Origin of the sequence: Haloferula luteola (assembly GCF_014201715.1) — a bacterium.
GTDB lineage: Bacteria > Verrucomicrobiota > Verrucomicrobiia > Verrucomicrobiales > Akkermansiaceae > Haloferula > Haloferula luteola.
Genome location: NZ_JACHFD010000032.1, coordinates 23,080 through 35,053, shown reverse-complemented (window position 1 = coordinate 35,053; position 11,974 = coordinate 23,080). Strand labels below are relative to the sequence as shown.

General features: G+C 58.8%; 16 protein-coding genes and 1 CRISPR repeat array. Of the genes, 10 read left to right on the top strand and 6 right to left on the bottom strand.

Going from position 1 to position 11,974, the window contains the following annotated elements; genetic code table 11:
- Positions 1 to 326: 326 nt before the first annotated feature.
- Positions 327 to 1,037 (bottom strand): hypothetical protein, encoded by a 711-nt coding sequence (locus HNR46_RS19045; RefSeq protein ID WP_184021962.1) that lies wholly within the window; start codon positions 1,035 to 1,037, stop codon positions 327 to 329.
- 329 nt (positions 1,038 to 1,366) lie between these two features.
- Here HNR46_RS19045 and HNR46_RS19040 point away from each other — a divergent pair, with 329 nt between their 5' ends.
- From HNR46_RS19040 to HNR46_RS19000, 9 genes are all read left to right on the top strand, one after another.
- Positions 1,367 to 1,576: a hypothetical protein gene (locus HNR46_RS19040; RefSeq protein WP_184021960.1), complete on the top strand. Its 210-nt coding sequence runs from the start codon at positions 1,367 to 1,369 to the stop codon at positions 1,574 to 1,576.
- Positions 1,577 to 1,604: 28 nt separating this feature from the next.
- Positions 1,605 to 1,778 carry a hypothetical protein gene (locus HNR46_RS19035; protein ID WP_184021958.1) on the top strand — a complete coding sequence of 58 codons (174 nt, stop codon included), beginning with the start codon at positions 1,605 to 1,607 and terminating at the stop codon, positions 1,776 to 1,778.
- Entirely contained in the window at positions 1,769 to 2,218 is a 450-nt protein-coding gene (locus tag HNR46_RS19030; protein ID WP_184021955.1) for a DUF6362 family protein, read from the top strand. The genes HNR46_RS19035 and HNR46_RS19030 overlap by 10 nt, the downstream gene beginning before the upstream one ends.
- Before the next feature lie 156 nt (positions 2,219 to 2,374).
- Complete coding sequence (locus tag HNR46_RS19025) at positions 2,375 to 2,650, top strand: hypothetical protein (protein WP_184021952.1); 276 nt, start codon at positions 2,375 to 2,377, stop codon at positions 2,648 to 2,650.
- A gap of 128 nt (positions 2,651 to 2,778) precedes the next feature.
- Complete coding sequence (locus HNR46_RS19020) at positions 2,779 to 3,654, top strand: ArdC family protein (RefSeq protein ID WP_184021949.1); 876 nt, start codon at positions 2,779 to 2,781, stop codon at positions 3,652 to 3,654.
- Between the two features lie 136 nt (positions 3,655 to 3,790).
- The gene (locus tag HNR46_RS19015) at positions 3,791 to 4,039 is read left to right on the top strand and encodes a hypothetical protein (protein WP_184021946.1); all 249 of its coding nucleotides are present in this window, start codon (positions 3,791 to 3,793) and stop codon (positions 4,037 to 4,039) included.
- A gap of 320 nt (positions 4,040 to 4,359) precedes the next feature.
- Positions 4,360 to 5,661 (top strand): DUF6538 domain-containing protein, encoded by a 1,302-nt coding sequence (locus HNR46_RS19010; RefSeq protein ID WP_184021943.1) that lies wholly within the window; start codon positions 4,360 to 4,362, stop codon positions 5,659 to 5,661.
- Positions 5,662 to 6,014: 353 nt separating this feature from the next.
- On the top strand, positions 6,015 to 6,356 hold the full coding sequence (locus HNR46_RS19005; protein WP_184021940.1) for a plasmid mobilization protein: 342 nt from the start codon (positions 6,015 to 6,017) through the stop codon (positions 6,354 to 6,356).
- Complete coding sequence (locus HNR46_RS19000; protein ID WP_184021937.1) at positions 6,356 to 7,216, top strand: relaxase/mobilization nuclease domain-containing protein; 861 nt, start codon at positions 6,356 to 6,358, stop codon at positions 7,214 to 7,216. Before HNR46_RS19005 ends, HNR46_RS19000 begins: the two co-directional genes overlap by 1 nt.
- A gap of 76 nt (positions 7,217 to 7,292) precedes the next feature.
- Positions 7,293 to 8,330: direct repeats of the CRISPR family, unit length 33 nt; unit sequence GTTTCAATCCGCGCCCCTCGTGTGAGGGGCGAC.
- 185 nt (positions 8,331 to 8,515) lie between these two features.
- Here the strand turns inward: HNR46_RS19000 and cas2 are convergent.
- From cas2 to HNR46_RS18980, 4 genes are read right to left on the bottom strand one after another with little or no spacing between them, the layout of a single operon-like run.
- Positions 8,516 to 8,806 carry a CRISPR-associated endonuclease Cas2 gene (gene cas2, locus HNR46_RS18995; protein WP_184021933.1) on the bottom strand — a complete coding sequence of 97 codons (291 nt, stop codon included), beginning with the start codon at positions 8,804 to 8,806 and terminating at the stop codon, positions 8,516 to 8,518.
- A 21-nt stretch (positions 8,807 to 8,827) separates the two neighbouring features.
- Positions 8,828 to 9,868, bottom strand: coding sequence for a type I-C CRISPR-associated endonuclease Cas1c (cas1c, locus tag HNR46_RS18990; protein WP_184021930.1), 1,041 nt, complete (start codon positions 9,866 to 9,868; stop codon positions 8,828 to 8,830).
- Entirely contained in the window at positions 9,865 to 10,494 is a 630-nt protein-coding gene (cas4, locus tag HNR46_RS18985; protein ID WP_184021927.1) for a CRISPR-associated protein Cas4, read from the bottom strand. Before cas4 ends, cas1c begins: the two co-directional genes overlap by 4 nt.
- An 18-nt stretch (positions 10,495 to 10,512) precedes the next feature.
- Positions 10,513 to 10,671, bottom strand: a complete 159-nt coding sequence (locus HNR46_RS18980; RefSeq protein WP_184021924.1) for a hypothetical protein — start codon at positions 10,669 to 10,671, stop codon at positions 10,513 to 10,515.
- On the opposite strand from HNR46_RS18980, the gene HNR46_RS18975 reads away from it, so the two are divergent.
- A complete protein-coding gene (locus tag HNR46_RS18975) occupies positions 10,661 to 11,041 on the top strand; it encodes a hypothetical protein (RefSeq protein WP_221285291.1) in 381 nt (126 codons plus the stop codon). The genes HNR46_RS18980 and HNR46_RS18975 overlap by 11 nt on opposite strands.
- Before the next feature lie 44 nt (positions 11,042 to 11,085).
- Here HNR46_RS18975 and cas7c read toward each other — a convergent pair whose 3' ends face one another.
- The gene (cas7c, locus tag HNR46_RS18970; protein WP_184021918.1) at positions 11,086 to 11,955 is read right to left on the bottom strand and encodes a type I-C CRISPR-associated protein Cas7/Csd2; all 870 of its coding nucleotides are present in this window, start codon (positions 11,953 to 11,955) and stop codon (positions 11,086 to 11,088) included.
- Between the last annotated feature and the right edge of the window lie 19 nt (positions 11,956 to 11,974).

Here is an 11,974-nt window from a genome sequence, read left to right as displayed (position 1 = left end):
GCGTTGCTTTTTGCTGACTTTCAAGGGCGGTAACGCTTTGGGCATGCTTCGCTAAAGCAGATCGTATGCCTGTTAATTCTCTGACGATGCACTAGGTAGTCCTCGGGGTCGAGGCCTTGGGCACGGCGGTTGGCCAGCAAAGTGTAGATCAGCGCGTTGTCTCCCCGGCTTCGAGGCTGCCGAGTAAGCGTGGTCTGTGCCGCCGTTCGAGTTCCCTTGGCGGCAGCGGGTGTCAGGCGGCCTTCCGCGCTTGTTCCTCTGGCAGGTGCGCAGCCAGTTTACAGGAATGTGTCGATGGTGACTGAGGATTGCCCCCTCAAACACTCTTAGGCAGAGGTCTGGGTGAGGCTTCGCAGAATTCTTTCCTGCATCCGGTAATATCCTCGGCCATCCGAGTGGATCAGTTTCCGCCAAACCGGCTTTCGCTTGAAGAGATTCGACAGGGTGTAGCTTTGGGAGCCGGCGTCGTGTAGCAGTTTCTTGCCATTGAGCCAGGGCTCTCCGTTCTTGGCGGCCTGGAACAGGAGTCGCAAGGCCGCCGCTTGGACTGATCCGAAGTGATGCTCTTCGTTCCCGATCCGAACTCGGCGAAAGGATGGAATTGTCTCGATCTTGGGAGACGCAGTGGATTTCTGGACCATTCGCTGTTTGTAGGCTGTCCAACGCTTTTCCCACTCGCTTCGGTCAGCGGCGAGAATGACGAGATCGGTAACCGTCACCACCAGGTCCTCGGCAGAGTAGGGGAGAACGAGGCGTTGTCCGGCAAGCTCGCCTGGGAAATCCCGTAGCCGGATCTTCCCTTGCCGGAACAGCCGCTGGCAATAGTGGCGAGATATTGGGGTGTAGCCCTCCCAATGGCAGAGCTGCGGTGGCTCTATGGCGCTCCGGATTTGAAAGACGCTCATGAGTGGAACCCAGACATGGGCTTTCAAGCTACCGCGCCCAAGGGCGTGACGAAGTTCGGCCTCGTCAACGCCCAGTTGGAAGGCCGTCTCCGCGAGCGGCCAATCGGTACGCAGTGGGAGTGTGTGGGGCATCGCATTCTCCTCGTTTCACCTCCACACCCTGGCAATCACCTCAATCCGTGGATGGTATGAATCCACACGTCACGGAGGGAGTCAACCGGGTCGAGACCTCCACTGTGACGGCGGAGGTGCCAAAGCAGTGTTTCGCCGTAGGGACGGCACCGCAAGCGGGTCGAAATCGAGAACGACTTGCATGCGAGGGCATGAATGAAAACGAGACCGGATGCGCATGAGGTGCGGTTGTGCACGAGCCAGCCACGAATCCAGCACCAAGCCCGCACCCCGGGTTCTGTCGGATGCTTCGAGGATGTTCATGACCCATTAAAAGAAAGGAGTGTGCCATGACGACCCCAACCATTCGATACGAGGATATCGAGAAAATCCCGGCGGAGCAATTCCTCCGCCTCTCCCATCAAGAACTCGACGCTCTGATCAAGGCCGCCGAGCGCGCCGCCTACCGGGCCGACACCGTCGTCCACTGGTTACGAGGCCTCAAGGTCGAGAAAACGATTCGTGAAGACAACGGTTCGACGGGAGGCTCCCATGAATGACTTCCAACCGAGATCGTCGCTTGCCGGAATGTTGGGACGTTCAGCCCTCAGTGATCAGGAGATCGCCGATTTGAGGCAGCGAGCTTGGCGACAGCAAGGCGTGCTCATCGTGAACGTCGCGGATTCGCGCTTGTCGGACGAGGAACGATGGCTGCTTCGGGACATCGCCGAGCGACTCCATGGAGGTGATCCATGGAAGTAAGGCCCACTCTTTACTGGAACGAGAAGATCGTGATGGGCTACCTCATGCAGGCAGCAGCGATTCATCGTCGCCTTCCGGAACCCCGGGTCCTCGGCTACCACACCCTTTGGCCTCCGACCTTGGCCGATGGCTGGGAGCGGCTTTACGACATGATTAACGGACGGACGAAGCCAGTCCCGCCGATGCCGGCCGAGGTCGACTTTTCCGAGGCGGTGATGGCATGGTTGCGTTTGCTTGACCGACCCCATCAGCAGATTGTCTGGATGCGAGCCAACCGAGTACCCTGGAAGATCATTATGGAGGAGTTTGATCGCAGTAAGCCGACGTTGTGGCGGGAACTCAACTTGAGTTTGACGGTCCTCAAATACCATCTCAACCGCATCGATCCCAAGGGGGAGGACTTCAAAGCCAGGAGGAGCCGTGCCTGGAGAGCGTTTTAACACCATGAAACACATTGCCTGATACACTTTCTCCAAAAATAGGGTAATCTGACTCTAGGATGGGAGAATCCTCCCTTGGACAACCTCCCTGCGAAAACCCTTCCGGCTCTGCCGGAGGGGTTTTTCATTTTCAAACCCCAACGAAAGGAGTGCTCGATGAGCAAAACTTCACACCAAGGACCTGCGGAAACCCTCCGGGATGGCTTCGTCAAAGTCACCATCTGGAGCAACGAAGGCGAGAAGGGGCCGTTCTTCACGGCCACCGTCGCTAAAACCTACGAAAAGGATGGCAAATACTACGACGGCCACAGCTTCAACGCCTCTGATCTCCTGGTGATCGCGGAGTTGGCACGCCTGGCCTACCAGGACATCCGGGAACGTCGGGCTGCCCTCAGCCGAGAGGCTCAGGAAGCTCCAGAACCCAAGGTCTAGACTCCATCTGGAGCCGCAACGAGAGAGCAAACGCCCGGTCCCCGACCGGGCGTTTTGCGTATTCCAGAACGCCACAATGAAAGGAGGCCCCTATGACTGGAAAATCACGACCTCAACCACGACACCCCTTGAAGAGCGTCTTCGAGAGAGTGACAGAACGCATCCTTGAACGCCTCGAAGAAGGCGTCATCCCCTGGCAGTCGCCTCACATGGCCAGAGTGGGATTCCCCAAGAATTTTCATTCCGGCCGCGATTACCGAGGAATCAACGTCTTCCTCCTCGGGATGGCCGGCTACACCTCTCCCTACTTCCTCACCTACCAGCAAGCCAAGGACAAGGGAGGTCAGGTGCGGAAAGGAGAGAAGGGTTACCTTGTCATAAAATACGGCACTCATCGTAAGAAGGAGGACGACGGTAGTGAGGAGACTCGCCGCTTCCTTCGTCTCTACACCGTCTTCAATTCCTGCCAGATCGACGGGATTGATTTTCCGCATCCGGAATTACCGCCATTCACGGCCGCCACGAAATCCTACGTCGCCCGGGCGATCGTGTCGCAAATGCCAAATCCACCAGCCATTCACGAGGGACGGTCGGTCCGCACCTGCTACGACCCGCAGACGGACATCATCGACATCCCGCATCGGAGCTATTTCACGAGCGAAGAGCGGTTCTACAAAAGCCTTTTTCACGAGATGGTTCACTCCACGGGTGCCGCCAAGCGCCTGGCGCGCAAGACCCTCATGGAGAACCGCGGCATGGGTCTCACCAATAAATCCATCTACAGCCGTGAAGAGTTGGTCGCGGAGATGGGAACGGCCTTCCTGTGTGCTCATGCCGGGATCGTCATCGACGACCACGAGAACTCCGCCGCCTATCTTCAGTCGTGGCTGAAGGTGCTGCGCACGGGAAACAACCGGCAGTGGATCTTCGAAGCGGCTGGCCATGCCCAACGGGCAGCGGACTACATTCTTCGATTCGAGCCGCCGGGGGCAGAAGTGTGCTGATTGGGCCCATAGAGAGGAACGGCCGGGAGTTCGCGCCTACAACTTCCTTCGCGACAAAATCCAGACGTCCGATGAACCGGAGCTAGGAACGGCTGAAGTGAGCAGGAATCGAAACGATCCGATCCAGATTGAAACGGTGAGCGAGTCCGATGAACGCTTGCCTCATCCATGTCTCGCTCTTGGCTACCGCAGTGGGACTCAATCCAATACCACGACGGCGCGGATCGAAAACGCCATCAGCGTCATGGCTCGTCTGATTGCCGAGGAAGGCGAGCTCTTCCTGCCTATCTTTCGGCGTTTGGAGCAGGAGCTCGATGAGCGTCGTGATCAGGAGGGCGCTTTGCGAAGAGCTCTCTCCATCGCTGCGAAGGACGGGCTCCGGTGAAGATCAAACCGACGCCGGTTTGGACGGAAGGACTGGCATACAAATTGGCACACAAACTGGCATACATTTTCGACCTGTCAGAATATGGAAAAAGAAAGAGTTAAACGAATTCAATGGCTTATCCAAATCAGAAACGGGATTCGATTCCCTTCACCCGCTCCAGGATTTCTTTCCTAACTTGCCCTCCGATCTCGACCAAGCCTCTGAAATTATTGGCTCTTCCGCCACCTGTTGACCCCGACAGTTGCCTCGTGCTATCCTCAATTGGCACACAAAGTGGCATACAGACTGGCACACATCGCCAGAGAGGAGAGGCGGGCTTGACCAAGAACTACATCCGGAGGGGGAAGCGCTATTACTATTTGCGGAGAGTGCCCAAGCAGCTGGCAGAATTTGATCGGCGGTCTCATGTCCGGATTGCTCTCGGCACCGCGGATGAGCGCGAGGCGATGAGGAAAGCCGCGGTGTATGATGACTTCATCGAGCGTTACTGGGGCGAGTTGGTGCGCCGTGGAAGCCAGGATCACGATAGCCAGTTGTTTCAGCAGGCGAGGGAGTTGGCCCGGGCCTACGGGTTCGCCTACAAGAATCTGGCGGAGGTGGTGGATTCGCCGCTGGAAGAACTGTTGGCACGAGTGGAAGCAGTCGCCGGGGCTCCTCCCTCGGCAAGAGGTGCCTTGCTGGGAACCGTCCCAAAGTCTTCGGTGAAGCTCAGCCAGGTGATTGATCGGTTCTGGCCGCTTTGCGAGGATCGGTTCACTGGCAAAAACGAGCGACAGATCACGAAGTACAAGAACCCGCGAAATGCTGCACTCAACAACTTCATTGCTGCGGTCGGGAATGTCGATCTGGTGGCGGTGAATCGGGTTCACGTTTTGACGTTCCGAAAGTGGCTGATGGAGAGGATCGGAAGCGGCAAGATCCAAGGGCACACCGCCAATCGACAGCTGCGGCACGTCAAGGACATGCTGCACACCGTGGGACTGGAGGCTCAGGTGGACACCGATTTTCGGATGATCTTTGCGGATACTCGCTTTCAGTCCGAGAAGGACAGTCGTCCTCCTTTCGAGGCGGATTTTGTGCAGCATACGATTCTGGCTGCCGGCGCTCTCGATGGCCTCAATGAGACCGCGAGGCTGCTCGTCCATCTGATGATCGAGACGGGCGCGCGCGAGTCCGAGCTGATCGGCCTAGACGAGGAGGAAGACATTTTGCTGCAAGGGGAGATTCCCTACCTATGGATCCGCAAGAACAAGCATCGGGGGCTGAAGACCCACACCTCCGAGCGTAAGATTCCGTTGGTTGGCGTGGCATTGACCGCAGCAAAGACCGTCGTCGCGACAGGCGGGTTTACCCGCTACCGGGAGAACCCCGATGCAGCATCGGCGACGATCAATAAGTATTTCCGGGAGAATGGCCTCCGGCCGACACCACGGCACACGCTCTACAGCTTGAGGCACACCTTCAAGGATCGGCTTCGAGATGCCGAGGCACCCGAGGAGATCATCGACGAGCTGATGGGCCACAAGAAGCCCGGCCCTCGCTACGGCCGCGGACGAAAGCTGGACCAGAAGCGCGATTGGCTGGAGCGGATCGCGTTCCGTCATCCCGGCGAGGTTTGATCGGTGCAGCTGAATTTCTCTTCCTTCCGTGCCAAGCCCTCTTCGGAGGGCTTTTTGCTGGCGCATGATCATCGTGCTGGCAACCCCACTGTGTGCTGCGTCAGATCGAGAATCCTGAACCCTCTCAGAAAGGAACGTCATGCAAGATGAATTCCCCGCAAACGGCACCTCAGTGCCACTCAATCCGTCTACACAAACCCACCGGCGTAGGCAGCTCGTGCAGGCAAGATGTGTTTTGGTATACCTAAAGGCATACCAAAACCATCTTGGCAAGGAGGCGGCTCGCCGCCCCTCCATTGCATCCTCCAGGCAAAGACCGCTGTGGTTGAGTTTCGGTCTTAACGAGGTGCATCATGGCTAGGCCTCGTTCCTACGAGCATCTGAAAAGAAGGCGAGTCATAAGTTTCCGAACCACGGTTTCGGAATTTGCGCGTCTCTCTTTCAATGCCCAGGTCGCCGACTGCCCTGTCCATCAATGGGTGCGCGACCGGGTGATCGACGAAATTCGGCAGCCCGAGATCACGATCAGCTCTCACGTCAATCCCGCTCTGATCCACGAATTGCATTACGTCGGGAACAACCTGAACCAATTGGTCAAGAACGCCCATATTTTCGGCAGGGTGTCCCCGAAGGTGGAAGAGCTGTGCTCCCGAGTTGATCGCCTGATCGAGCGTGCCCTCAAGGAGATCAGCTGATGGTGCCGTTTATCACCAAGGGAGGAGCAAGCTTCGAGCGGGCCTGGAGATACTTCTGCCACGACAAGAGAGCTTCGACCTCGGAGCGAGTGGAGTGGATCGAGTTCAGAAATCTGATGACCGACGACCCGGCTAGAGCGTGGCGGATGATGGAATACACCCGCCAGTCAGCTGAGAGGCTCAAAGCTCGGGCTGGAAAGAGGAGGGGAGGGAAGCGCGTCACCCATCCATGCTTCTCCTATTCGCTGTCGTGGCATCCCGACGAGCGCCCGAGTCGAGAGGAGATGGTGAGCGCTGCCGAGGATTCGTTGAAGAGGCTGGGGCTTGAAGAGCATCAAGCGATGATCGTGTGTCACACGGACGAGCCCCATGCTCATGTTCACCTTGTGGTGAATCGGCACCACCCGCTAACAGGAATGGCCGCCACCCTCAGTCACTCCAAACGGAAGTTGTCGAGGTTCGCGTCGAAGTATGAGAGGCGGCAGGGAACCATTCGTTGCCCAAGGCGGGAAGAGAATCGGCGGATGCTGAGTTCCAATCGAAGAAAGTCCGATCGACGACCGGAGATTGGCGAGGCGTGGGCAGCGAGTGCTGACGGTCCTGAGTTTGTTGATCGATTGATGCGGCATGGATACACCGTCGCCGACGGAGGAGGGCGGATCGTCCTCGTCGATCCTGACGGGGAGATCGTCAACCCGCTTCGCCACTTGCCGGGGGTGCGGGCAAAGGACTTTCGTCAAGTGATTGAGGAGGCGTTTTCGGACGGATTGCCTTCTGCAGCGTCTTTGCTTAAGAGTAATGGGTTCTATTACAAGAAAAACAGTCATTTGAATAGTGTCATGGAGAGGAAGGTGACGTAGTTTTCAAACGAGGTAATTTTCTACGTGATCCCCGACGGGGACTGGCCGGCTTCGACGATCACCAGTTCCTCGAGCTGTTTCAATCCGCGCCCCTCGTGTGAGGGGCGACTATTGTTCGAGCAGCTTGGTGGGCTCCATCTCGCCGTTTCAATCCGCGCCCCTCGTGTGAGGGGCGACGTCAGTATCGGTACCATGACTTCGAGGCAGAACCGTTTCAATCCGCGCCCCTCGTGTGAGGGGCGACCGGTGCAAATCGCTGACGGAGCTGTTACGGGCCTGTTTCAATCCGCGCCCCTCGTGTGAGGGGCGACCGACTGCGGCTGCGAACCTCTTCTTCTACCCAGGGTTTCAATCCGCGCCCCTCGTGTGAGGGGCGACGGTCCGCCACGGCTTGCGCAAATGCGCGGTTGCTGTTTCAATCCGCGCCCCTCGTGTGAGGGGCGACGGAGTGACTGCCCAAGGAGCCAACCCCCGACTTGTTTCAATCCGCGCCCCTCGTGTGAGGGGCGACCGGGGTTTGCGGTGCTGCCTCAATCCTCTGCATCGTTTCAATCCGCGCCCCTCGTGTGAGGGGCGACGTGGCATTTCGGACAGTTGCCTACCCACGACTCAGTTTCAATCCGCGCCCCTCGTGTGAGGGGCGACATGTGAGCTTCGGATTAAAGACTTCGACCTGGACCGTTTCAATCCGCGCCCCTCGTGTGAGGGGCGACTTCTGGGGGTGGTGATTACGCCGGCTTTGGAGGCGTTTCAATCCGCGCCCCTCGTGTGAGGGGCGACTGGTCGAGGATGCGGACCGGGCAGCGTACACTGCGTTTCAATCCGCGCCCCTCGTGTGAGGGGCGACTGGACTGCAAGGGTATGGGGAGTCGGAGGGAGCGGTTTCAATCCGCGCCCCTCGTGTGAGGGGCGACTCACCGCCGTAGCGATCGTCCACGCCACCTTGGCGTTTCAATCCGCGCCCCTCGTGTGAGGGGCGACGGAAATTGAATGTCCCGCGTGTCAATCGGAACAGGTTTCAATCCGCGCCCCTCGTGTGAGGGGCGACGCGGCAGAAGGTTGCCGGATGGATCGGCGGGAAGTTTCAATCCGCGCCCCTCGTGTGAGGGGCGACCGCGGAAGCCTGAACCCTTTGAACCTGAGTGGCAAGAGCGCGGGTTTCCGCGAACCTAATGATGCTTCGATTCATCAGGCAAAAGATAATCTCTAAATGTCTGTCAAAGATCAGAAAGCCAACAGTTTGCGAGAAACGCGAACCTCCCGGGGATTTGGCGGGCGGTCAGGGTTCGCGCAAAGCAGTTAGAGAATCAACGGGCCATCCACATCGTAACCCGGCCGGGCACCATGATGCTCGACCTTTTGGTGCCAGTTCGAGCCCAAATGGTAAAAACGGACCGAATCGACTTCTTCGTCGATCAGATTTAGCAGACGGGCCTTGAGGGACACCAATTGGGCGGGATCGACCTTGCATTCGAACACGGAGTTCTGCACCCGCTGGCCGAAGTCCTCACAGGCCTTGGCCACCCGCCGTAGCCTCGCTCGACCCTTCGGAGTGGTGGTGGAAACATCGTAGGTGACGAGAACATACATGGCAGTCCGTAGTTCGGGAAACTAGCGGGCAAGGAATGCCGGGTAGGCATCGAGATCCCCGCGAAGATGGCGGGCAAGAAGTCTGGCTTGGAGATGCGGGAGCAGTCCGACGGTCGTTTTCTCGTCCAAAAAGGGATGGTTGATCTCGACCTGCTTCCGCTCCTGCCAGGCGGTGAGGATCTTTTTCCGTGAATCGTCCCGCAACAGCACGGCACCGTTTTCCTTGGTCTCGAAATCACGGCTGGTGACCTGTTGACGGTTGATCAGGGAAAGCGCGGTGCGGTCCGCAAGCCAGGCTCGGAACTCCTCCATCAGGTCGAGAGCCAGCGAGGGACGCCCGGGCCGATCGCGGTGGAGGAATCCGCATTGGGCATCCAGCCCGCAGCTCTCCAGCGCACTGCGGCAGTCGTGCATCAGAAGGACGTAGAGAAACGAAAGAAGGGCGTTGATCGGGTCGAGCGGTGGACGGCGGGACCGTCCTGACATGCGGATCTCCGGATCGTGGTTGACCATCAGATGGGGGAATGCGGCGAAATAGGCGGCACCTGCGTCGCCCTCGATGCCACGCAGCGAGTCGAGCGTGGTTGCCCGAGTGGCGAGGCCGATCCTGATCGCCAGTAAATCGGCAGCCTGGTTCAGATGAAAGGCTCGCTCTGGGCATTTCGATCCATGATCGCGAGCCGTCCTCATCAGGACGTGGCGGGAGTTCGCCAGTTTGGCGGCGATCATGTTCGAGGCGATCGATACGGCCGCCGGTTCGTGATCCGCCCTCCGGTACTGCTCGCGCCGTAGCAAGATGTTGCCGCTGGTGAATCCGTTGGAGGCAGCGAGGAATTTTCCGTGCGGGGTGTGAAAGGAAAGCGCCACTTTGGCCTCTGCGCAGGCGGCCATGAGGATGGCGGAGCAGGAGATATCCCAGCCAAAGCAGGCAATGCCATCGAGGTTGTGCAAAGGGACCCGAAGCTTCGATTCGCCTTCGTGGCAGATCTCGACCGCCGCGCCGTCTTTCCGCAGATAGGCACCTTCCAGCGTGACGAAGAGCGTGTTCAAATGGCGTTTCATGGGAGCTGAGATTTCAAAGAGGTATCGAACCAAACCTGCGCGCCCTTCTTGAAACGCATGCTCTTGGGCTTGCAGACTTCGATTAACGAGCATGCATCGCAGCGCCGCGGCTCATACTCCGCCAAGGGTGTCTTCCCCTCGGCCAAACAAGCACGAACCGCCGCGGCGGTCGCCCTAACCAACTCCCGGAGTTCCTCATCGAACGCTACCTCCGTCCGCCGATGCTTTTCCCCGTAGTAGAGACACCCCGCCGTGATCGTCGCGCCCAGCATTTCCTCCAGGCACATGGCCTGCGCACAAAGTTGGGCTTCGTCGGCCCGGAGGGCTTTGGGTTTTCCGCGCTTGTATTCCACGGGGAGGACGGTGCCATCGGCATGGAATTCCACCACATCGCACTGGCCCGTCAGGCCGATCCCCTCCGAAACCACCGGCATCCCCCGTGTGATCCTCAGCCCGCGCCGTGTTTCATCGTCACCGTCGTGCGCGTTCTGATGCATCACCCGGCCTTCCGCAGTGAAGCGGTTCTCCGCCCAGGCCTGCTCCACATGGATGAGCGCGCACTGCCGCGTGCAATACAGCCAGTGCTGGAGTGCGGAAATGGGAACGAGCCGGTCGTCTGCGTCCATGGGGTCGTGAGGGGGCGATCAAACTTCAGCTTCCGCGAGCGCCACCCGCCGCGCGAAATCCGAGCGGATGAAGTGGATCAGGAAATTGCCGAGGCTGCGGGATAGGTTCGCCAGGTTTTCGGCGGGCAGGCCGTTCGGGTGCGCGGTCAGGATGCCGTGGGCGAAAATGTGGCGCATGCTCGCAGCCAGCGTCAGCACCGAGAAATCGTGGCCGTCCCGGTATCGCGCGAGGAAGGTGGTGCGCCGCCAGCTCGCGGACGTGTCTCCGCGGGTGATGGGCGAAGAGCCGGCGATAGGGCGGCCGGTCATTCGCCATCTCCGCGTAACGCTCGAAGGCCGACCAGGCGAAGAACGCGCGGGTCAGCGCGTCATAGCCACTGGTGGTTTCCTCGGTGAAGCCATCGAGCTGCAGGCCCTGGAAACAGGTCACCAACCGGAAGCGGTTGGCGAAGCGGTAGAAATCGAACTTCGTCCCGACGAAACCCAGCGGAGCGACCGAGTCGTCCCGCGTCTTGATCACCGCCCGCGCCCGGGAAAACCCGGGTAGGGCGGCTTCGAGGTGGGCGTGGTTGTCGGGCATCGATGTGACTGTCAGAATCCGGCGATAATCTCGGGTTCCAGCTGTTGCTCCCTGTCGTCTTTTTTATAGTGGAGCGTGAGCTTCGATGTGTCGCGGATTTCACCCGTCTTAGGGTCTACATTGTCGTGGAGAGTCCGGTGAACCTTCGCTGAGGAGATGTCGCCGCTTGCGCAACTGTGTTTCCACCAAATCAGGTTGACGACTTCCATGCTGCCCTCTGGGCGTGCGGACGAGGCGTCGTTCTCAAATAGTGCCCGAAGCGCCTCTTTGAGCTTTTCGGCGTCAGCGTCGCTAAAGCCGGTGCCGGTTTCGTCGGAAGCCAGTTGGGAGTTGATGCTGCCGTAGAACACGTAGGTGCCGAAATCGACTCGGTGCTTCATGCCCATGGTGTCGGACCCGCGCTTGCCGTCCTTGGTGTCCTCCAAGTTCGTGCTCTTGGTGATCTGGGTACTGGTGATGCTGACCGGTTCGAGACTGAACGCGGTCTGGATGGTAACCGGACCGCGGACGGGAATTGAGACACCTTCGCCCTTGGATTTGCCTTTGAAGGGGAAGATCTGGCCAAACGCGCGGACATCATACCAATGCGCGCAGGCCTCCTTTTTGAACTTCGACGCGTCCTTCATTTCCAGTTTTGCTCCGTCGATTCGGGACTTGATCGATTGGTGCTCATCGGCGCTGTTGTCCAGCGACTGGACAAGGATCGCTTCGCCCGTTTGCATGAGGCGATTGCGGATCTTCCGCTTGATGCAAACGTCGGAGATTTCCCCGAAATTGTCGTAATTCGTCCGCGGACGGTTTCCGTTGAGTGGGTCGCCGTTAGGATTGGCGTTCGTGACGCGGAGGATGACGGCGAAGTCGTATTTGTGCTGGGTGCTCATGATTTCTGTAGAGTGCGTG

Bases quoted from the DNA above. Each gene is read 5' to 3' on its own strand.
- HNR46_RS19045 (WP_184021962.1), bottom strand. From the start codon at position 1,037: ATGCCCCACACACTCCCACTGCGTACCGATTGGCCGCTCGCGGAGACG.
- HNR46_RS19040 (WP_184021960.1), top strand. From the start codon at position 1,367: ATGACGACCCCAACCATTCGATACGAGGATATCGAGAAAATCCCGGCG.
- HNR46_RS19035 (WP_184021958.1), top strand. From the start codon at position 1,605: ATGTTGGGACGTTCAGCCCTCAGTGATCAGGAGATCGCCGATTTGAGG.
- HNR46_RS19030 (WP_184021955.1), top strand. From the start codon at position 1,769: ATGGAAGTAAGGCCCACTCTTTACTGGAACGAGAAGATCGTGATGGGC.
- HNR46_RS19025 (WP_184021952.1), top strand. From the start codon at position 2,375: ATGAGCAAAACTTCACACCAAGGACCTGCGGAAACCCTCCGGGATGGC.
- HNR46_RS19005 (WP_184021940.1), top strand. From the start codon at position 6,015: ATGGCTAGGCCTCGTTCCTACGAGCATCTGAAAAGAAGGCGAGTCATA.
- HNR46_RS19000 (WP_184021937.1), top strand. From the start codon at position 6,356: ATGGTGCCGTTTATCACCAAGGGAGGAGCAAGCTTCGAGCGGGCCTGG.
- cas2 (WP_184021933.1), bottom strand. From the start codon at position 8,806: ATGTATGTTCTCGTCACCTACGATGTTTCCACCACCACTCCGAAGGGT.
- cas1c (WP_184021930.1), bottom strand. From the start codon at position 9,868: ATGAAACGCCATTTGAACACGCTCTTCGTCACGCTGGAAGGTGCCTAT.
- cas4 (WP_184021927.1), bottom strand. From the start codon at position 10,494: ATGGACGCAGACGACCGGCTCGTTCCCATTTCCGCACTCCAGCACTGG.
- HNR46_RS18975 (WP_221285291.1), top strand. From the start codon at position 10,661: ATGTGGCGCATGCTCGCAGCCAGCGTCAGCACCGAGAAATCGTGGCCG.
- HNR46_RS18980 (WP_184021924.1), bottom strand. From the start codon at position 10,671: ATGCGCCACATTTTCGCCCACGGCATCCTGACCGCGCACCCGAACGGC.
- cas7c (WP_184021918.1), bottom strand. From the start codon at position 11,955: ATGAGCACCCAGCACAAATACGACTTCGCCGTCATCCTCCGCGTCACG.